The sequence below is a fragment of the Pseudomonas sp. genome (genome assembly GCF_030698175.1).
GTDB lineage: Bacteria > Pseudomonadota > Gammaproteobacteria > Pseudomonadales > Pseudomonadaceae > Aquipseudomonas.
The window spans coordinates 1-19,127 of record NZ_JAUYNT010000013.1 but is presented as its reverse complement, the minus strand read 5'-3'; the positions used below and the strand labels follow the sequence as shown (position 1 = coordinate 19,127).

The following is a 19,127-nucleotide window of genomic DNA, read 5'->3' as shown; positions in this document are numbered from 1 at the left end:
TACAAACGAGATCGCAATGCGTCTCTAGGGTGGGACGGCCTCCCCGGAACCTTACTGATTATCGTCAACAGCGTGTTTGAGCCTACTGTTTAACGATGACCTCAACATACAAGGGTGGGTTAGCGGCGCGGACGGTGGTTGTTTGCATCACCGCGCAAGCCGGGCGCCGCGTAACCCACCATGCGGTTTACCGGTCGAGCGCCATGGTGGGTTACGGCGCGGTCGGGTTTTGCGTTGTTGGCAGGCCGTGGTTCGCGCCTAACCCACCCTACAAAAGCTGTGTGCAACACATCACTGGAACATAACCAATAAAAAGCCCAGCGCAGTGGCTGGGCTGTTGGTGGCGCGCGCTGTTTAGGCTTTTTTCTGCGCCGCGACGTAGATTTTGGCCAGCTCATGGCAGGCGCGCTGGATCATGCTTTCGGTGATGGCGATTTCGCGGCCTTGGGCGTCGATGATGGCGCCACCGAACATGGCTTGGCGGGTGAGGGTGGTACGCGATGCTGCAGTGCGGGTGGTTGGCAAGCTCATGGTCGATCTCCTCATCTGTTGTTGGCCTAGCCTAGCCCGCTTAAGTGACGGGTCTATGACAGCGGCGCCGGGCCAAACGCCCAGTGATTTTGACTTTTTAATCTTTTGCTTCGGCGCCATGCGCGAGTGGCAGTGAGAAATCTATGAGCATGTTTCACTTAGGTTTGATCATTAATCCCTTGGCCGGGCTGGGCGGCACGGTCGGTCTCAAGGGCAGTGACGGTGTGGCTGCGCAGGCCTTGGCGTTGGGCGCCGAGCCGCGCGCGGCGGCGCGCACCCGAGTCGCCCTGGAGTGTTTGCTGTCGCTGGTCGATCGATTGGAATTTGCCACTTTCGCCGGCGCCATGGGCGCCGATTTATTGGCTGAAATGGGCTTTAACTTCCGGGTGCTGGGTGACTTGACTCGCACCGACAGCAGCAGCGCCGCCGACACCCGGTTAGCGGTGGGCGCGCTGCAGGAGGCCGGCGTCGCACTGATACTGTTTGCCGGTGGCGATGGCACCGCCCGCGATGTGTGCGTCGTGGCCAAGGCTGATCAGCCGGTGTTGGGGATTCCGGCTGGGGTGAAGATTCATTCCGGGGTTTATGCCATTAGCCCGCGCGCTGCCGGTGAGCTGGCCAAACGTCTGGTCGAGGGTGGCTTGGTGCGCTTGGCCAGTGGCGAGGTGCGCGACCTGGATGAGGCCGCCTTGCGTGATGGCAAAGTCGCCGCCCGCTGGTACGGCGAGCTGACCGTGCCAGTGGAAGGACATTTTATGCAGCAGGTCAAACAGGCCGGCATGGAGTCTGAAGAGTTGGTGCTGGTGGAGATCGCCGACTGGCTGCATGACAGCTGGGAGGCCGATGTACGCTACGTTTTTGGCCCAGGTTCGACCCTGCACGGGGTGGCCGGCAACCTCGGCTTGTCGACCACGCTGTTGGGCGTCGATGTGATCGAGAATGGTGTGCTGATTGCCAGTGATGTCACCGAGGCGCAGCTATTTGACTTGGTGCAGGGCCATCCAAGCCGCCTGCTGGTTACCGCCATCGGCGGTCAGGGGCATATCATCGGCCGTGGCAACCAGCAGATCAGCCCGCGGGTGCTGCGCGCCATCGGCCTGGAGCAATTGCGAGTGGTGGCGACTAAACGCAAGCTGGCAACGCTGGCGGGCCGCCCGCTGCTGGTGGACAGCGGCGATGCGCAGCTGGATGAGACCTTTCCCGATGCCGTGCGGGTCTGGGCCGGCTACAAGGAGGAGTTACTTTATCCGCTGGGTTGGGGCGCTTCGCCCAAATGACGATAAGGCGCCTGCGGGCTGCCGGTGGTGCTGAAGAGGGATTTTGATGACCGACAATAATCTACCGCCGCAGCTGTTACCCGGCGAACGGCTGGTGCTCTTTGATGGGGTCTGCAAGCTGTGTAACGGCTGGGCTAAATTTCTGATTCGCCATGATGCCCAGGGGCTGTTTCGGCTGGCCTCGGTGCAGTCGGTTGAGGGGCAGGCGATTTTGCAATACTTCGGTCTGCCGCTCGATCATTTCGACACCATGGCCTATGTCGAGGACGGCCAGTTGCTGGTCCGCTCCACAGCAGTGCTGCGTATCCTCGCGCAACTGCCCCGTCCCTGGCGCTGGCTGGCGTGGCTAAGGCTGTGTCCAAGGCCGCTGCGCGACTGGTGCTACGACCGCATCGCGCTGAACCGTTATCGGTTATTTGGCCGCTACGACAGTTGCCTGATTCCCAGCGCCGATCACGCCAAGCGTTTTCTCTAAGTCCGGCCTTTAACCTATCTATTGTTCTGTGACTGGCTCGTCGGCTTGATCTGACGCGCCGGCGTCCCCATCTGTAAATGCAGGTCAGCTGCAGCTACTGAGGGTTGCTGACCACCTCACTAACCCAAGCCTGTTGGCTGCGCTGCGAGTTCCTATGCCGTCAATTTTGTCTGCCCGTCAGCGCAATGCCTTGGGCATGGCGCGACGTTTTGTTGCGCCCTATCGCTGGCAGGTGTTGGGCGCCTTGCTGGCGCTGATGTTTACCGCCGCCATCACCTTGTCCATGGGCCAAGGCATCAAGTTGCTGGTGGATCAAGGCTTGGCCACCCAGTCACAGGCGGCGTTGAACCGCTCGATTGGCTTGTTTTTTGTGCTGGTGCTGGCCTTGGCGGTCGGCACCTTTAGCCGCTTTTATCTGGTTTCCTGGATTGGCGAGCGCTTTGTCGCCGATATTCGCAAGCGGGTGTTCAACCATTTAATCAACCTGCATCCGGGCTTTTACGAGAGCAACCGTAGCAGTGAAATCCAGTCACGGCTGACCGCCGATACCACCTTGTTGCAGACGGTGATCGGCTCGTCCTTGTCGATGGCGTTGCGTAATGTGCTGATGCTGATTGGCGGGATCATTTTATTGTTCTTCACCAATGCCAAGCTCACTGCCATTGTCATCATCGCCTTACCGCTGGTGGTGGCGCCGATTTTAATTTTTGGCCGGCGGGTGCGGGCACTGTCGCGGCAAACCCAGGACCGGGTGGCGGACGTTGGCAGCTATGTCGGCGAAACCCTCGGACAGATCAAGACCGTGCAGGCCTACAACCACCAAGAGCACGACAAGAGCCGGTTTAGCGCGACTGTGGAAGATGCTTTTAATACCGCGCGCAAACGCATCAGCCAACGTGCCTGGTTGATCACCGTGGTGATTGTGCTGGTGCTCGGCGCGGTGGGTTTGATGCTCTGGGTCGGCGGCATGGATGTGATCGCCGGGCGCATCAGCGGCGGTGAGCTGGCGGCTTTTGTGTTTTACAGCCTGATCGTCGGCATGGCTTTTGGCGCCATCAGCGAGGTGATAGGTGAGCTGCAGGCGGCGGCTGGCGCGGCCGAGCGGATTGCCGAACTGCTGCAGGCCACTAACGCCATCACAGCCCCCAGCGAAAATCTGCTGCAGCTACCGGTGCGGGTGAGTGGCCGGATCAGTTTGGAAAATCTGCGCTTCGCCTATCCAAGCCGGCCCGATAGCTGGGCCATCGACGGCATTGATTTGCAGGTCGAGCCGGGCGAAACCCTGGCGCTGGTCGGGCCATCCGGTGCCGGTAAGTCGACCCTGTTCGATCTGTTGCTGCGCTTTTTCGACCCGCAAGCCGGGCGCATCTTGGTCGAGGGCCTGCCGATTGCCCGGCTCGACCCCCACGATTTACGTCGCTGTTTTGCCCTGGTGTCGCAGAACCCGGCGCTGTTCTATGGCTCGGTGGAGGACAATCTGCGTTATGGCAAACCTCTGGCCAGTCATGCCGAGGTAGAAGCGGCGGCGCGGGCGGCGCATGCCCATGAGTTCATCATGAAGATGCCCGAGGGCTATCAAACCCGTCTCGGTGATGGCGGGCTGGGGCTCTCCGGTGGCCAACGGCAGCGTCTGGCGATTGCTCGCGCTTTGTTGGTGGATGCGCCGATTCTGTTACTGGATGAGGCCACCAGCGCGCTCGACGCCGAGAGTGAACACCTGATCCAGCAAGCCTTGCCGCGCTTGATGAGTGGACGCACCACCCTGGTGATTGCGCACCGCTTGGCCACGGTGCAAAGCGCCGACCGGATTGCCGTGATCGAACACGGCAAGCTGCTGGCGATCGGCAAGCACGCCGAATTGGTGGCGACTAATCCGCTTTATGCGCGCCTGGCTGAGCTGCAATTCAACGGCGGTTTTGCTGAGGCCTGAGGCGCGCTTAAGCCGCTGGTTTTTCCACGCTCGGCTTGGGCTTGACCGTTGTGGCTGTGCCCGCTGCTGCGAGAATAATCGCGCCGACGGCCAGCCACTGGGTAGCGATCAGTTGTTCATGCAGGAAGATCAAGCCGGACAGCGCCGCCACTGCCGGTTCCAGGCTCATCAGGGTGCTGAAGGTTCGCGCTGGCAAGCGGGTCAGGGCAAACATTTCCAAGGTGTAGGGCAGGGCGGAAGAGAGGATCGCCACCGCGATGGCGACAGGTAGCAGGGCCCAGTGAAACAGGCTGCTGCCGGCTTGTACCAGACCAATCGGAAAGACAATCAGCGCGGCGATAAGGGCGCCGAGGGCGACGGTGTGGGAGCCGTGCTCGGCGCCGGCCTTCTGCCCAAAAATGATGTACAGCGCCCAGCAGACACCCGCCGCGAGCGCCAAGCCAGCACCGAGCGGGTCAAGTTGCGCAGTGGCTTGCTCGCTCGGCAATAGCAGGAGCAGGCCGAAGACTGCGAGGGCGATCCAGATGAAATCAGTCGCGCGGCGCGACGAGAACAGGGCCAATACCAGTGGTCCGGTGAATTCCAGCGCCACGGCAATACCCAGTGGCACGGTTTTCAGCGACATATAAAACATCAGGTTCATCGCGCCCAGGGCCGAGCCATAGGCCGCCAGCGAGCGCCATGCGGCGCTGTTCAGACGTTTACGCCATGGGCGCATGACCAGGCACAGAATGATGGCGGCCAGGCTCAGGCGTAACGCCGTCGTGCCTTCGGCGCCGACCAGCGGAAACAGGCTTTTGGCCAGTGCCGCGCCGCCCTGAATCGAGCACATGGCGATCACCAATAGCGCGACTGGCAAGAGAATATGTGAGACGGATTTCGAGCCAGGCATGCTGCTGTCCATTGGAATAAAACGGCTAGTCACTGCCCAGCCGTCGGCTGGTCAGGTGCTCAGGTTGCTAGCGTAGGCCGATTAGCCTGAAGAGGGGCGCTGCCATCGCGTGCTGAATGCACGGGGTCAGGCGGTGTTGCAAAAACTTTGGATAACCGACCTGGAGCGGTCGGTTATGGGGAGCGCTGCGACTGGCGGTGAAAACTTAGCGGTATTCGCAGAGGTAGGCGGTGTCTTCGGCCACTTTCAGCTGGAACTTGCTGTTGGCCGGGACGGTGAATTGGCTGCCGCTGGTGAAGGATTCCCAGCTGTCGCTGCCCGGCAACTTGACCGTCAGTGCGCCGGCTACCACGTGCATGACTTCCAGCTGGCTGGTGCCAAACTCGTATTCACCGGCGGCCATCACGCCAATGGTCGCAGGGCCGTCAGTCATGCCGAAGGCAATGGATTTGACGGTGCCATCGAAGTATTCGTTAACCTTGAACATGGGTTATTTCTCGGAAGGGTTAAAAAAGGTCGCTCAGTATGCCCAAGGCGATTGTGTGCGTCATCCGCTTTGCGGCGCCTTATGTCGGTAGTCTTATGGCTTAAAGCGCTGTCCAGTTAAGGTCGGCAAGCGGGCGAGGGCTACGCGGCTTGCGGTTGATTGCGCAGGCAAGCGGCATGCTAGGCTCAGAGAACAATCTATTAGGAGCGTGCACATGGCTAAAGTCAGTTTTATCGGCCTCGGTGTAATGGGCTATCCAATGGCCGGTCACTTGGCCTCAGAAGGGCATCAGGTGTGCGTTTACAACCGCAGTCAGGCCAAGGCGCAAACTTGGGTAGAAAGCTTTGCCGGCGACTTTGCGTCAACCCCGCGCGAAGCCGCAGCGGGCGCCGAATTCATCATGACCTGTGTCGGCAATGACGCGGATCTGCGCAGCGTGGTGCTTGGCCCAGACGGCGCCTTTGCCGGAATGGCTCCAGGCGCTGTGCTGATCGATCACACCAGTGCCTCTGCCACCGTGGCGCGGGAGCTGGCAGTGTTGGCCGCCGAGCGTGAGCTGGGTTTTCTCGATGCGCCCGTTTCGGGAGGCCAGGCTGGTGCCGAGAACGGCATGCTGACGGTGATGGTCGGAGGTGAACCGGCGATTTATCAGCGCGCGCTGCCGGTGATCGAAAGCTACGCCAAGATGGTCAGCCTGATGGGGCCGGCGGGCAGCGGGCAATTGACCAAAATGGTCAATCAAATTTGCGTCGGCGGGTTGCTGCAAGGCTTGTCCGAGGCGCTGCATTTTGCCCAGTGCGCAGGCTTGGACGCGCATGCCGCCATGCAGGTTATTCGCCATGGTGCGGCGCAGTCATGGCAGCTGGAGCATCGCCACGCGAGCATGTTGGCTGGCGAGTTCGAGCATGGCTTTGCGGTTGACCTGATGCGTAAAGATCTGGCGATTTTACTCAATGAGGCCCGCGGCAACGGCGCGCAATTGCCGGTGACAGCGCTGGTTGATCAGTTCTACGCCGATCTACAAGCCATGGGTGGCGGACGCTGGGATACGTCCAGCTTGCTGGCACGGTTGCAATCAGTGAAGTAATCGCCAGCAGGCGGCGCTAGGTGTGGACGATAACGAACGCCGAACCCAGCAAGCATGCTCCTGTCCGGCCTAGCTGGTTGCTGCATATTGAACTGTGCGTCGCTGATTTTCCCTGGTCAGGCTGCTTGCAGGTACTATCGCCGCCTGATTGGGTTTATGGCACTTATCTATGCAATGCCGTGCAGGTTGTGGCGCTTGTTGTATCGCACCATCCATTAGTTCGAAGATTCCGGGTATGCCCAATGGCAAGCTGGCCGGTGAGCGCTGCGTGCAGCTAAGTCCGGATAATCGTTGTCGTATCTTTGGTTTGCCTGAACGGCCGGCGGTGTGTTTGGCTTTTAGTGCCGATCTTGAGGTGTGTGGCGAGACTAACGAGCAGGCTTTGCAGCAACTCAACTGGCTTGAACAGGCCACCGCAATCTTTCTAAAAAGCAGTTAAATACCGCTGCAGGAGTGCTGCATGAATAAGCTTCAACTAACGCTGGCGCTGTGTGGCCTGATAGCGACAGGGGTGCAGGCCGAAGACTGGCAATTGGCCAAGGATGAAGCGGGTATTAAGGTGTATTTGAGCAGCATGCCCGGCTCGCAATATAAGGCCTATCGCGCAGTGACCTCGGTGAATGCCGATATCCAGAAATTGCTGGCCCTGCAGGCCGATGTAAAGGGCTCTTGCACATGGATATTTGAGTGCCAGGAGCAAACAATGCTTAAGGCTACCGGGGCTGAAAACTGGCTCTATGCGCGTTTCTCTGCACCTTGGCCGGTAACCGCGCGCGACTCGGTGTTGCATGTCACCACCACGGTGGCGGCCGACGGTACTGTGACCCGCTTGCTGCAAGCGTTGCCGGAGTATTTACCGAAAGACAAAGACTATGTGCGAGTGACGCGCGTCGATGGTTTTTGGACTTTGCAACCCAAGGCCGCAGGTAAAGTTGAGGTGGTTTATCAGGCGCACATGGAGCCAGGCGGCAGCGTGCCCTCATGGTTGGCCAACAGCTTTGTGGTGGATGCGCCGTTCAATACCTTGCAAGCGTTTCGCCAGGCGGCGGAAAAGCCTTAAATTCAGGACATTGATGACAGCCTCGAAGAGTTGGGCCTTCTAGTTGGCCAGCGTCAACTGCTCTTCAAACATATTTGATGTGTTGATCGGGCGTCAACGGCAGGGGTGGTTCGGGCATTGCTACGCTCCTTGCCGAACGAATAGAAGCCCCCTGGCTCCAGTCCTGTCGGCCGTGCTTACGTAACCATGCTAAGACGATTGGTCGGCCTTGGATGCCGAAGCGAGTTTGAGCCTCTGTGTAGCTCATCCCGCCTTTTTCGACTTGATCGACAACGGCTAATTTAAAAGTCAGCGTGTAATCACGCTGACTGCGCTTGGCATCAATTACCATCACTCTCTCCTGAAAATAGGGCTGAGCATGTCAGCCTTATTCAGGATGGGCCAGGCCTCAAGTTATTGACTGGTTATTGGCTATATACTCAGCTTTTGCCGCCGCCAAGACTTACTGGATTAATTAATAAGCCCCGCCGCGATACGTCAACACTCTAATAGTGCTGACGGGCATTGTGCGAGCGGCTAAAAACTGATTGAACGTTTTATAGCCGGCCATCAGTTTTCAGCAAATTCTCCAGGCAATGCTCGCTGATGCCGTAGAACTCCTTGATCCCTCGGATCTTGGCCAGCAACTCGGCCGGATTAATCGCCTCGGTACGTTTGACCGCGAGAATCATCTTGTTCTTGTTGGTGTGCTCCAGCGAGACAAACTCGAATACCCGGGTGGAGTAGCCACAGGCTTCCAGCAGCAGGGCGCGCAGGCTGTCGGTGACCATCTCGGCTTCCTGGCCCAGGTGTACGCCGTATTGCAGCATGGGTTTAAGCATGGCCGGGCTGTGCATCTGCGGGCGGATCTGTTTATGGCAGCAGGGCGAGCACATGATGATTGAGGCGTTGGAGCGGATGCCCAGGTGCAGGGCGTAATCGGTGGCCACGTCGCAGGCGTGCAGGGCGATCATGATGTCGATCTGCTCGGGTGCGTAAGTGCGCACATCGCCGTGCTGAAACAGCAGCCCCGGTTGCTCCAGGTTAGCGGCTGCGGCGTTGCACAGGCTGACCATGTCTTCGCGCAACTCCACGCCGCGCACCTGGGCTTCCAGCCCCAGGCTGTTACGCAGATAATCATGCAGGGCGAAGGTTAAATAGCCTTTGCCGGAGCCGAAATCCACCGCGTGAATCGGTTGATCCTCGCGCAGCGGCGAGCTGCTCAGGGCGTGGGCAAACACCTCGATAAACTTGTTGATCTGCTTCCACTTGCGCGCCATTGCCGGCACCAGTTCGTGCTTGGCGTTGGTCACCCCCAAGTCGGCCAGAAACGGCCGGGAGAGTTCCAGGAAACGCTTTTTTTCACGGTTGTGGGCGGCGGTCGGTGCGTCGCGCTGCACGGACTTGCCGACAAACAACTGGCTCTTGTCGCGCTTGCTAAACACCAGTTGCAGCTCATCGGTCAGCGACAGTAAATGGGCGTTTTTGAACGCCGCCGGCAACAGCCCGGCAATGCACTCGATGGCCTCGCTCAGGGGCAGGTTCTTGGTGATGTCGCGGGTCTTGTAGTTGTACACAAACGACAGGCAGGGCTGCTCGCGCACCGTCACCAGCCGCGCATCGATGCGCTGCAACTCCGGCTCGTTGCCACGGTATTTGGACAGCACCAGTTTGAGGAAGGTGTTCTGCGCCAGGCTGGTTTCCAGTTGCGCGAGAAACTGCTCGCGGTCATCAAGTGGGGTGACGGGCAGGGAGTCGACAGAGATGGCAGGCGTGACAGACATAAAAAGATGGCCTTGAGCGGCTGCGCGGAGGGCAGCGGGGAAAAATCAGACTGTGTGAAAACGTAGCGAGCGAAGGTTAGGCAAGGCAAAAACAGGCGAGGACGCGGAGTTTACGAGTTGTAAATGAGCAGTCTGAGCCTGTTTTTAACGCCGGATAACCGAGCGCAGTAGTTTTCACACAGTCTGGAATGGCGGCTATTTTAGGTTTTTCTGCCGCGCTGTGCGGGCTTATTTGTTTGGCCCATGGCGTAACGGCGTTGCCTGCACAGCCGGCTAAGCTTGGGCTGACAGATTATGAGCAAGGGGGAATGCTGATGGACGCATTTATGCAGGCGGCAATTGCCGAGGCGCAACAAGGCTTGGCTGAGGGCGGGATTCCCATCGGTTCGGTGTTGGTGCACCAAGGGCGGATTATCGGCCGCGGGCACAATCAGCGGGTGCAGCAGGGCAGTGCAATTCGCCACGGTGAGATGGATGCGCTGGAGAATGCCGGTCGCTTGCCGGCGCAGACCTATCGCGAAGCGGTGCTCTACACCACCTTGTCGCCCTGTGCGATGTGCAGCGGGGCGATCCTGTTGTATGGCATTGGTCGGGTGGTGGTCGGCGAAAACCAGACGTTTATGGGCGAGGAGAAGTGGCTGCGTGGGCGTGGCGTGCAGGTTGAGGTTTTTCAGGATGAAAGCTGCGTCACCCTGATGCGCAACTTTATCGCCAGCCAGCCGCAACTGTGGAATGAAGATATCGGTGAGTGAGGCCTATGGCCTGGGGCGGGCTTGGGTAAATCGACTCAGTCGGCCCCCAGCGCAGGAAACGCCAGGGTAAAGGTGGTAACTCCAGCGCTTGAACTGCAGTGAATCTGGCCTTGGTGGGCGGTCACTATCGAGCGGGTGATGGCCAGGCCGAGGCCGGCGTTGTGGCTGCTTCCTTCCCGCCGCGCAGGGTCGGCGCGGTAGAAGCGGTCAAACAGTTGCTCCAAGTGCTCGGCGGCAATGCTCGGCCCCGGATTGCTTACGCTCAGCTCGGTGAGCAGGCGGCTTTGGCGGATGCTGACCCTGATGCTTTGACCGACTGGCGTATAGCGCAGGGCGTTGGACAGCAAGTTGGCAATGGCGCGGTGCAACATCAACAGATCGCCACGAATGCTGCCGTGACCCTGCAGTTGCAGTTCAATGCCGCGTTCATCGGCCAGCAGGCGGTAGTACTCAAATAACTTATGCACCACCGCGTCGAGCGCGACGGACTGATGCTCGGGCATGATCAAGCCGTTGTCGGCTTTGGCCAGAAACAGCATGTCATCGATCATCCGCGCCATGTGTTTTAAGTCGTCCAGGTTGGCGTACAGGGTTTCCTGGTAGGCCTCGCTGTCGCGGGCTCTGGAGAGCACCACTTCGGTTTGCAGCATCAGGTTGCTGAGCGGGGTGCGCAGCTCATGGGCGATGTCGGCGGAGAAGTTCGCCAGGCGCATAAAGGCGTCGTCCAGTCTGGCCAGCATGGCGTTGAATGAGGCCACCAACTGCTGCAGCTCATGGGGCACCTCGGCCTGCGGAATGCGCGCCTTGAGCGAGGTTGCCGAGATGGACGCGGCGACCTTGGTCACCTGCCGCAAGGGCACCAGCCCACTGCGGGCGACCAGCCAACCGAGGCCCGCACTGACCAGCGCGCTGAGCACCAGGGCAATCCAGAACCAGCGGGTGATGGTGGCGAAAAAATGCTGATGGGGGCTGATGTCCAGCATCAACACGACCTGCAGTGGTTGGCCGGATGCGCTGGCCGTTGGCTTTACTTGCGTGCTCAGCCCGCGAAACAGTTGGCCTTGATCTTGCCACTGCCACAGCTCACCGCTGCTGCTGTCACGTAACTGCGCCGGCAGTGCGACGGGGCCGGGTTCAGCGAACAGCAGCTTGCCGCTGTTGTCGAGAATGATCGCGGTCAGGTCCCGGTGCGCGCCCAGCAAGGCCCGCAGGCGCGGTTTTAACTGCTCGAACTGCTCGGCATCTTTGAATTCGGCGAGGATGTTTTGGCTGGCCTGGCGTTTTTCTTCCAGGGTTTGCCGGTCCAGCTGCATAAAGTGATGCTGGCTGAGCTGACTGAAACTTAAGCCCGCCACCAGCAACACCGCCGTCACTGCCAGCATAAACAACAGACTTAAACGGGTGGTCAATGACAGGCGCTTCATGTCGGTTCAGGCGCGTCGAGCAGGTAGCCCATGCCGCGGATGGTATGGATCAGTTTGGGCGCAAAGTTATCGTCGATCTTGGCGCGCAGCCGGCGGATCGCCACCTCGATGACGTTGGTGTCGCTGTCAAAATTCATGTCCCACACCTGGGAGGCGATCAGCGATTTGGACAGCACCTCGCCGCGCCGGCGCAGCAATAACTCCAGCAAGGCAAACTCCTTGGCGGTCAGCTCGATACGCTGCCCGGCGCGGCTGGCGCGGCGCTTGAGCAAGTCCACCTGCAAGTCGGCGATCATCAGGCAGGTCGGTGCCGCACTGTTGTTGCCCCGCCGTAGCAGGGTTCTGACCCGTGCCAGCAGCTCGGAAAAGGCGAAGGGTTTGATCAGGTAATCATCGGCACCGAGCTCCAGGCCCTTGACCCGGTCTTCCACCCGATCACGGGCGGTAAGAAACAGCACCGGCACCTGCTGGCCGCTGGCGCGCACGCGGCGCAGCACTTCCCAGCCGTCCAAGCCGGGCAGCATGACGTCGAGAATCAGCAGGTCATAGGTCTCACCCAGGGCGGCCTGCAAGGCATCGCTGCCGTTGGTTAGCCGGTCCACTACAAAGCCGGCCTCGCTTAGCCCTTGATGCAGATAAAGGCCGGTTTTCGGCTCATCTTCGGCGACCAAAATTTTCATCTGCAACACTCAACACAAGAATGCCCAGAGTGTGCCGCGATTAGCCCGGGGCGGCCAGCAACTGACATAAATGTAATCTGCCGATCAGCTGGCGGTCAGCTGTAACTGACTAAGGTGCAAACCAGAGCAGAGCCATCTGCTTACTTAATTGCTGGCCGTTACGGCCGGCAAAACTGACTCTTTGGAGGCACCTCAATGAACCTTATCAAGCCACTCATGCTGACTGCTGCACTGATCCTCTCGTCGTCGGCCTGGGCGGAAGGCGGTGCTGACCGCGCTAATCAACATATCCAACAGTTGCGTGATAAAGCCCAAGCAGCCCTGGTGGTGGCCGAGACAGCGCCGCCAGACCAGCGCCAATTGAAAATGGGTGAGCACATGCAACTGCTCGGCGACATGCTGCAAGCACTGCACGCCGACCATCCCAGCGCCGGTATGAGCGCAGAACAACACCTCGCCTGGATGGAGGCGCACGATAAATCGATGGACGATGCACTGGACCAAATGCAGCGTGAGCACAAATTGATGATGAGCGAGTGCCATAAATAGACTTGCTTGGTTTGAAGGCCTTTTTTGAATGCTCCCTTGGCCTGGCGGCGCCATTAGGCGCCGTGTTTTTTATTACGGCTAACCTTACACAAATGTAATCACTCGCTCGCCGGTGATGTGGCAATGTTCATCCTCAGCCCGCGTGTGCGACTTTTAAACCCTTTTAAAACAGAAGGTTAAATCCTGTGGTCGGCATCCACTTACTGCGCATTGGCCTGCTGGCCAGTGCCACCTGGCTCGGCAATGTGCAGGCTGCTACCTTGCGTGAGGCCCTCGATCACGCTTGGGCGGCGCAGGCCAATCAGCTCAGCGCCCGCGATCAGCAATTTAGCGCGCAAGTGGTGGCCAGTCAGGCCTGGACTCCCGCGCCACCGAGCGTTGGGCTGTTCAATACCACCGATCAATTCAACGATAACTACGGCCGCCGTGAGTGGGAAGTCGAGCTGAGCGCACCGATTTGGTTGCCGGGTCAGCGCGAGCAAGCCGAGGCCTTGGCAAATGCTGAAAAAACCGCATTTAGCGGGCGTAGCGCCTTGAGTCGTTGGCAGCTTGCCGGTCAGTTGCGCGAGAGTTGGTGGGCGCAGCGCTTGGCGCAACTGGACGTGCGCAGCGCCGGCGAGCAGCTGCAGGCCGCCCAGGTGCTGGCCAAGGATGTTGGCCAGCGGGTGCGGGCCGGCGAGCTGGCGGCGTTGGACGACAATCTGGCCCAGAGCCGGATTCAACAGGCTAAACGCCAACAAAGCATTGCCCAGCTGGAGTTGCAGCGGGCCCGCCAGAGCTTTGCGCTGATTAGCCGCGGCGCCGCCTTGCCTGAGCAGAACGAACTGCTGGCATCGCCGCCAGCACTGGAACTGCACCCGGTGCTGAGTAATTTGCAAGACGCCACCCGCAGCGCCCAGGCACGGCTGGAGCAAGCCACCGGGGATACGCGTGACGCCCCGGAGCTGGCGCTCAGCTACACCTCGGAGCGGGATGGGTTTGACGACCCCTATCGAGGCCGGGTCAAACTCGGCATCACAGTTCCGTTCGGCTCCGAGTCGCGCAATCAACCACGCATCACCGCGGCCAATGTCGACTGGATTGAGGCACAAACCAGCCGCGAGCTGGAAAGCCAGCGCATCAGTGCCGAACTTGCCAGCGCTAGTTTGGAACTCACTCAGAGCCAGCAGCAGCGCGCCTTGGCCGGCGAAGAACTGACCCTGGCCAGGCAGCGCGCCGAGTGGATTGCCAAGGGGTTTCGGCTGGGCCAGTTCGACTTGCCCGCTCAACTGCGCAGCCAGCAAGAACAGCTCGAAGCCCAGGCACAAGTGACGCGCGCCGAGTACGCCATAGGCCGGGCCATTTCCCGCTTCAATCAGGCTGCTGGAGTTTTGCCATGATGGGTTACCGGATTTTACTGGCCGCCGTGCTGAGCCTGCCGCTCACCGGCGTTTTTGCCCACGGCGATGAGCCGCATGGCGAGGCGCCAGCGCTGTCGACCAATACCCACAGCCTGCCCAGCGGCGAGGCGCACTCGCCTGATTTTGAGTTGGTTGCGCAGCTGCAGGGCGATCACTTGACGGTCTATCTGGACAATTACAGCGACAACCAACCGGTGCTCGGCGCCACCGTCGAGGTGGAAAGCGACAGCTTTAAAGCCACTTTGCCGGCGGTTGCTCCAGGCACTTATCAAGTCAGCGCCAGCGCCTTGAATCATCCGGGCGAGCATAGCCTGCTGTTCACCATAGTGGCCGGGGAGCAGTCCGATTTGCTCGACACAGTGCTACGCGTCAGCGCCGCCGAAACCGCACCGACCGCGGCCAGCAACCGGCTCTGGTGGTGGGGCGCGGCGGCCTTGTTACTCGCCGTTGCCGCGCTGCTGTTCAAGGGGCGACGGCGTCTGGGCTTGGCTAAGCAGGGAGTGGCACCGTTATGAACCATCGCCTAAAAGCACTGTTTGTGGCTCTCGCCGCCTTGCTGTCAATGGCCGCCGTCAGCCATAGCCCTGCCACCTGGGCTCACGGCGATGAGGTGCATGCCGAGACCGCGCCGCTGCAGAGCGGCGGCAATAACCCGCAGCGCTTGGCGGATGGCCGCGTGCTCTTGCCCAAAGAGGCCCAGCATCGGCTGGCGGTGCGCACGCTGCTGGCCAGCGAAAGCACGGTCGCCAAGTCGGTCGAACTGAATGGCCATGTGGTCATGGACCCCAATCGCGGCGGTCAGGTCCAGGCCAGCAGCAGTGGCCGGATTAAAGCCCCGGCCGGCGGCATCCCGGCTCTGGGCAGCGCCATCAGCCAGGGGCAAATTCTCGCCTGGGTGATCCCCGCCCTGAGTGCCTATGAGCAGGCGCAACAACAGGCCGAGCTGGCCACCACCCGCAGCCAACTGAGCCTGGCCGAGCAAAACTTGCAACGCTTGCGGGCGCTGGTCAATACGGTGCCGGGTAAAGAGCTGCAAGCGGCCGCGGCCGAGCTGGCCGCCCTGCGTGGCCGGCATGCGGCGCTGGCGGCAGTTAAAGCGGGCGAGGCCTTGCGTGCGCCGAGCGCCGGGGTGCTGGCCGCCAGTAATGTGCTCAACGGGCAGGTGGTCGAGCCCTTGGCTGTGCTGTTTAGTATCGTCGACCCGGCAGGCCTGCAGATCGAAGCCCTGGCCTACGACCCGGCGCTGGTCAACAACCTGGCCGGAGCCTCGTTGCAGGGCGTCAGCTTGCGCTATCTGGGCGGCGCCCTGGTGCTGCGCGATGGTGCCTTGCCGTTGCGTTTTGCCCCGCAGCAACCCATGCCATTGGCGCTAGGGCAAACAGTCCGACTGATCGCCCAGACCCGCGAGCAGCTCACCGGGGTGGTATTGCCGGCCAGCAGCGTGGTGAAAAACAGCGCCAATGAGTCGGTGGTCTGGTTGCACGAACAGGCACTGATGTTTCGCGCCGTGCCGGTGCAACCCCAGGCGTTGGACGGCAAGAGGGTGCTGGTGACCCAGATCAAACCCGGCAGCCGGGTGGTCACCGAAGGCGCCAGCCTGCTCAATCAGATTCGTTAAGGAGCGCGGATGTTTAGCTGGATAGTCAATAACAGTCTGCAAAATCGGCTGTTCGTGCTGGCCTTTGCCTTGATCACCTTGATCTATGGCGGCCTGACCGCGCAGCAGATGCCGGTGGATGTGTTTCCCGACCTGAACAAGCCCACGGTCACGATTATGACCGAAGCCGGTGGCATGGCGCCGGAGGAGGTCGAGCAGCTGGTCAGCTTCCCGCTGGAAACCGCCTTGAACGGCATGCCCGGCGTCACCCGGGTGCGCTCGGTGTCGGGCATCGGTTTGTCGATTGTGTATGCCGAGTTCGAATGGGGTTCGGACATCTATCGCAATCGCCAGCTGATCGCCGAACGTCTGGCCGAGGTCAAAGAGCAGCTGCCCGAAGGCGTCAAGCCGGCGATGGGGCCGATCTCCTCGGTGATGGGCGAAATCATGCTGATTGCCTTGCCGGCCGACCCGGACAACAGCAGCCCGATGGCGGTGCGCGAGTATGTCGATTTCATCCTGCGCCCGCGCTTGTTGTCGATTCCCGGCGTAGCCCAGGTGATCCCGATTGGCGGCGAAGTGCGGCAATTTCGGGTCGAGCCCAACTCGGCGATGATGGCCCAGTTGAACGTCAGCTATGACGAGCTGGCCAGTACCTTGAAGGGTTTTTCCAGCAACACCAGTGGCGGCTATCTGGAGCAGAATGCCCGCGAATACCTGATCCGCAATATGGGCCGCACGACCAAACTGGCGGACATGCAGAACCTGGCGGTCAAGGTGGTCAATGGCCAGCCGATTCTGCTTAAACAGGTGGCCGAGGTGAAGTTTGCCGCGGCCTTCAAGCGCGGCGATGCCGGTTATGCCGGCAAGCCGGCGGTGATCGTCAGCGTGCAAAAGCAGCCCAGCGCCGACTCGATCAAACTCACCGGGCAAATCGAAGCGGCCCTGGCCAGTTTGGGCAAGGCCTTGCCGGCGGGGATCAGCCAGCCACAAGTGTCGTTTCGTCAGGCCGATTTTATCGATGCCTCGATTGCCAACGTGCAAGAGGCCCTGCGCGACGGCGCCATCATGGTGGCGATCATCTTGCTGCTGTTCTTGATGAACGTGCGCACCACGCTGATTTCCCTGACGGCCATTCCATTGGCGCTGGCCATCACCTTTATGGTGTTCAAGGCCCTGGGCCTGTCGGTCAATGTGATGACCCTGGGCGGGCTGGCGATTGCCATTGGCGAGCTGGTGGACGACGCCCTGGTGTATGTGGAAAACGTCTTGCGCCGCCTCAAGGAGCAGCAGCCCCAGAGCATCACCGACACCATCAAGGTGATCGCCGCCGCCTGCAATGAGGTGCGCTCCGGGGTGATAGTCGCCACCCTAGTGGTGGTGCTGGTGTTTGTGCCGCTGTTTGCCTTGCCGGGTATAGAAGGGCGCCTGTTTGCGCCGTTGGGGGTGGCCTACATCACCTCGATTCTGGCCAGCTTGCTGGTGGCACTGACGGTCACGCCGGTGCTCTGTTACTTCTTGCTGCCGAAGATGAAGCAACTCGGCCACGGCGATTCGCCCCTGGTGACCTGGCTTAAGCGTTGGGATCAGCGCCTGTTACTGGCCTCCTTTGCCCACGCCAAAGTGGCCCTGGTCGGCGCCGTGCTGCTGCTGATCGCCGCCTTGGCCACGGTGCCGTATTTTCCCAAGGCGTTTTTGCCGGCCTTTAACGAAGGCACCCTGACCATCAGCCTGCTGCTCAATCCGGGCACCTCGTTGAGTGAGTCCAATCGCGTCGCTAGCCTGGCGGAAGTGCTGATTCTGCAAGTGCCGGAGGCGAAAAGCGTCGGCCGGCGCACCGGCCGGGCCGAGCTGGATGAACATGCCGAAGGTGTGCATTCCAGCGAGATCGACGTCGACCTCAAACATTCCGAGCGCTCGCGGGAAGCCATCATGGCCGATATCCGTCAGCGTCTGGCGCTGTTGCCGGCCACGGTCACGGTCGGCCAGCCGATCTCCCATCGCTTGGATCATCTGCTGTCCGGGGTGCGGGCGCAGATCGCCTTGAAAGTCTACGGCGACGATCTGGACGCCTTGCGCGGTATCGCCGCCGGGCTAAAAGAGCAGCTGGCGCAGGTTCCCGGCCTGACTGATTTGCAAGTGGAGAAACAGGTGCTGATCCCGCAGATCAAAGTGCGCCTGGACTATGACCGCGCCGCCCAACTGGGCGTGTCCCCCGGCACCTTGCTGCAAACCCTGGAGACCCTGAGTGAGGGCGACACCCTCACCCAGATCATCGACAACAACAAACGCTTCAACCTGGTGGTGCGTCTGCCGGACTCAGCCCGTGACCCGCAAGGCCTGGGCAATATCCTGATCGATACGCCCCATGGCAAGGTGCCCTTGGCGCAAGTGGCGAGCATCGAGGAGTCCGACGGCCCCAACCAGATTGGCCGCGAGAACAGCCGTCGGCGCATCGTGATTGCCGCCAACAGCGACGGCTCGGACATGGCCGTGATCATTGAGCAGATTCGTGGGTTGCTGGCCAAACAGGCGCTGCCCGAAGGCTACTTTGTCAGCCTGGAAGGGCAGTTTCAGGCCCAGGAAGCCGCCAGCCAGTTGATCGCCGGGCTGTCGCTGGTGTCCCTGGCGCTGATTTTTATGGTGCTCTACAGCCGCTATAAATCGGCGGTACTGGCGGCGCTGATCATGGGCAATATCCCCATGGCGCTGATCGGCAGCGTGATCGCCATGTGGCTGGCGGACATTTCCTTGTCGGTGGCGTCCCTGGTCGGCTTTATTACCCTGACCGGCATCGCCACCCGCAACGGTATTTTGAAGGTCAGCCACTACATCAACCTGTGCAAATTCGAGGGTGCGACCTTCGGCCAGGCGATGATCGTGCGTGGCTCGCTGGAGCGCCTCACCCCGGTATTGATGACCGCCCTGACCGCCGCGCTGGCCTTGCTGCCGTTGCTGTTTGCCGCCGATGCCGCCGGCAAGGAGATTCTGCACCCGGTGGCGGTGGTGATTTTCGGTGGGCTGGTCAGCTCGACCATTATGGACAGCTTCTTGACGCCCTTGCTGTTCTGGCTATTTGGCCGGGCACCCTTGCAGCGTTTACTGGATGACCATAGCCAGACCATGCTCTAGGTTTTGTTGGGCCCACCCTGCAGACCGTTTTTGTAGGATGTGGTGGAGCGCAGCGATACCCATCAATGCGCAAGACGATGGGTATCGCTGC

Annotated in this window: 18 protein-coding genes and 1 pseudogene; 12 read left to right on the top strand and 7 right to left on the bottom strand. The window is 60.5% G+C overall.

All coding sequences use genetic code 11. The features are described from left to right. Positions 1 to 354: 354 nt before the first annotated feature. Positions 355 to 531, bottom strand: coding sequence for a PA1571 family protein (locus Q8R10_RS05995; protein ID WP_305651947.1), 177 nt, complete (start codon positions 529 to 531; stop codon positions 355 to 357). Positions 532 to 674: 143 nt separating this feature from the next. On the opposite strand from Q8R10_RS05995, the gene Q8R10_RS05990 reads away from it, so the two are divergent. From Q8R10_RS05990 to Q8R10_RS05980, 3 genes are all read left to right on the top strand, one after another. Beyond that, positions 675 to 1,808 (top strand): ATP-NAD kinase family protein, encoded by a 1,134-nt coding sequence (locus Q8R10_RS05990; RefSeq protein WP_305651945.1) that lies wholly within the window; start codon positions 675 to 677, stop codon positions 1,806 to 1,808. Positions 1,809 to 1,854: 46 nt separating this feature from the next. Continuing rightward, complete coding sequence (locus tag Q8R10_RS05985; RefSeq protein WP_305651943.1) at positions 1,855 to 2,283, top strand: thiol-disulfide oxidoreductase DCC family protein; 429 nt, start codon at positions 1,855 to 1,857, stop codon at positions 2,281 to 2,283. Positions 2,284 to 2,437: 154 nt separating this feature from the next. Next, on the top strand, positions 2,438 to 4,213 hold the full coding sequence (locus tag Q8R10_RS05980; protein ID WP_305651941.1) for an ABC transporter transmembrane domain-containing protein: 1,776 nt from the start codon (positions 2,438 to 2,440) through the stop codon (positions 4,211 to 4,213). 7 nt (positions 4,214 to 4,220) lie between these two features. On the opposite strand, the gene rhtA is transcribed toward Q8R10_RS05980, so the two are convergent. After that, entirely contained in the window at positions 4,221 to 5,105 is an 885-nt protein-coding gene (gene rhtA / locus Q8R10_RS05975) for a threonine/homoserine exporter RhtA (protein WP_371133294.1), read from the bottom strand. A 205-nt stretch (positions 5,106 to 5,310) separates the two neighbouring features. Continuing rightward, on the bottom strand, positions 5,311 to 5,592 hold the full coding sequence (locus tag Q8R10_RS05970) for a pyrimidine/purine nucleoside phosphorylase (protein ID WP_305651939.1): 282 nt from the start codon (positions 5,590 to 5,592) through the stop codon (positions 5,311 to 5,313). 199 nt (positions 5,593 to 5,791) lie between these two features. On the opposite strand from Q8R10_RS05970, the gene Q8R10_RS05965 reads away from it, so the two are divergent. The 3 genes from Q8R10_RS05965 (at position 5,792) to Q8R10_RS05955 (ending at position 7,739) form a co-directional block, all read left to right on the top strand. Further along, on the top strand, positions 5,792 to 6,679 hold the full coding sequence (locus tag Q8R10_RS05965) for an NAD(P)-dependent oxidoreductase (protein ID WP_305651951.1): 888 nt from the start codon (positions 5,792 to 5,794) through the stop codon (positions 6,677 to 6,679). Between the two features lie 169 nt (positions 6,680 to 6,848). Beyond that, on the top strand, positions 6,849 to 7,118 hold the full coding sequence (locus Q8R10_RS05960; RefSeq protein ID WP_305651937.1) for a YkgJ family cysteine cluster protein: 270 nt from the start codon (positions 6,849 to 6,851) through the stop codon (positions 7,116 to 7,118). Positions 7,119 to 7,139: 21 nt separating this feature from the next. After that, a complete protein-coding gene (locus tag Q8R10_RS05955; RefSeq protein ID WP_305651935.1) occupies positions 7,140 to 7,739 on the top strand; it encodes an START domain-containing protein in 600 nt (199 codons plus the stop codon). 151 nt (positions 7,740 to 7,890) lie between these two features. On the opposite strand, the pseudogene Q8R10_RS05950 reads toward Q8R10_RS05955, so the two are convergent. Together Q8R10_RS05950 and Q8R10_RS05945 are read right to left on the bottom strand one after the other, a co-directional pair. Beyond that, positions 7,891 to 8,070: pseudogene (locus Q8R10_RS05950) on the bottom strand (IS3 family transposase); the annotation flags it as partial. Positions 8,071 to 8,275: 205 nt separating this feature from the next. Further along, entirely contained in the window at positions 8,276 to 9,502 is a 1,227-nt protein-coding gene (locus Q8R10_RS05945; RefSeq protein WP_305651933.1) for an SAM-dependent methyltransferase, read from the bottom strand. A 314-nt stretch (positions 9,503 to 9,816) separates the two neighbouring features. On the opposite strand from Q8R10_RS05945, the gene Q8R10_RS05940 reads away from it, so the two are divergent. Next, positions 9,817 to 10,254: a nucleoside deaminase gene (locus tag Q8R10_RS05940; RefSeq protein WP_305651949.1), complete on the top strand. Its 438-nt coding sequence runs from the start codon at positions 9,817 to 9,819 to the stop codon at positions 10,252 to 10,254. A 35-nt stretch (positions 10,255 to 10,289) separates the two neighbouring features. Here Q8R10_RS05940 and Q8R10_RS05935 read toward each other — a convergent pair whose 3' ends face one another. Both Q8R10_RS05935 and Q8R10_RS05930 read right to left on the bottom strand, forming a co-directional pair. Further along, positions 10,290 to 11,678: a heavy metal sensor histidine kinase gene (locus Q8R10_RS05935; protein WP_305651931.1), complete on the bottom strand. Its 1,389-nt coding sequence runs from the start codon at positions 11,676 to 11,678 to the stop codon at positions 10,290 to 10,292. After that, on the bottom strand, positions 11,675 to 12,358 hold the full coding sequence (locus Q8R10_RS05930; protein ID WP_305651929.1) for a heavy metal response regulator transcription factor: 684 nt from the start codon (positions 12,356 to 12,358) through the stop codon (positions 11,675 to 11,677). Before Q8R10_RS05930 ends, Q8R10_RS05935 begins: the two co-directional genes overlap by 4 nt. Positions 12,359 to 12,553: 195 nt before the next feature. On the opposite strand from Q8R10_RS05930, the gene Q8R10_RS05925 reads away from it, so the two are divergent. From Q8R10_RS05925 to Q8R10_RS05905, 5 genes are all read left to right on the top strand, one after another. Beyond that, on the top strand, positions 12,554 to 12,907 hold the full coding sequence (locus tag Q8R10_RS05925) for a co-regulatory protein PtrA N-terminal domain-containing protein (protein WP_305651927.1): 354 nt from the start codon (positions 12,554 to 12,556) through the stop codon (positions 12,905 to 12,907). A gap of 185 nt (positions 12,908 to 13,092) precedes the next feature. Then, positions 13,093 to 14,286, top strand: a complete 1,194-nt coding sequence (locus Q8R10_RS05920) for a TolC family protein (RefSeq protein ID WP_305651925.1) — start codon at positions 13,093 to 13,095, stop codon at positions 14,284 to 14,286. Further along, positions 14,283 to 14,822: a carboxypeptidase-like regulatory domain-containing protein gene (locus Q8R10_RS05915; protein WP_305651923.1), complete on the top strand. Its 540-nt coding sequence runs from the start codon at positions 14,283 to 14,285 to the stop codon at positions 14,820 to 14,822. The genes Q8R10_RS05920 and Q8R10_RS05915 overlap by 4 nt, the downstream gene beginning before the upstream one ends. Beyond that, positions 14,819 to 15,925 carry an efflux RND transporter periplasmic adaptor subunit gene (locus tag Q8R10_RS05910; protein WP_305651921.1) on the top strand — a complete coding sequence of 369 codons (1,107 nt, stop codon included), beginning with the start codon at positions 14,819 to 14,821 and terminating at the stop codon, positions 15,923 to 15,925. Before Q8R10_RS05915 ends, Q8R10_RS05910 begins: the two co-directional genes overlap by 4 nt. Before the next feature lie 9 nt (positions 15,926 to 15,934). Continuing rightward, positions 15,935 to 19,036 (top strand): efflux RND transporter permease subunit, encoded by a 3,102-nt coding sequence (locus tag Q8R10_RS05905; protein ID WP_305651919.1) that lies wholly within the window; start codon positions 15,935 to 15,937, stop codon positions 19,034 to 19,036. The last annotated feature ends 91 nt before the right edge of the window (positions 19,037 to 19,127 follow it).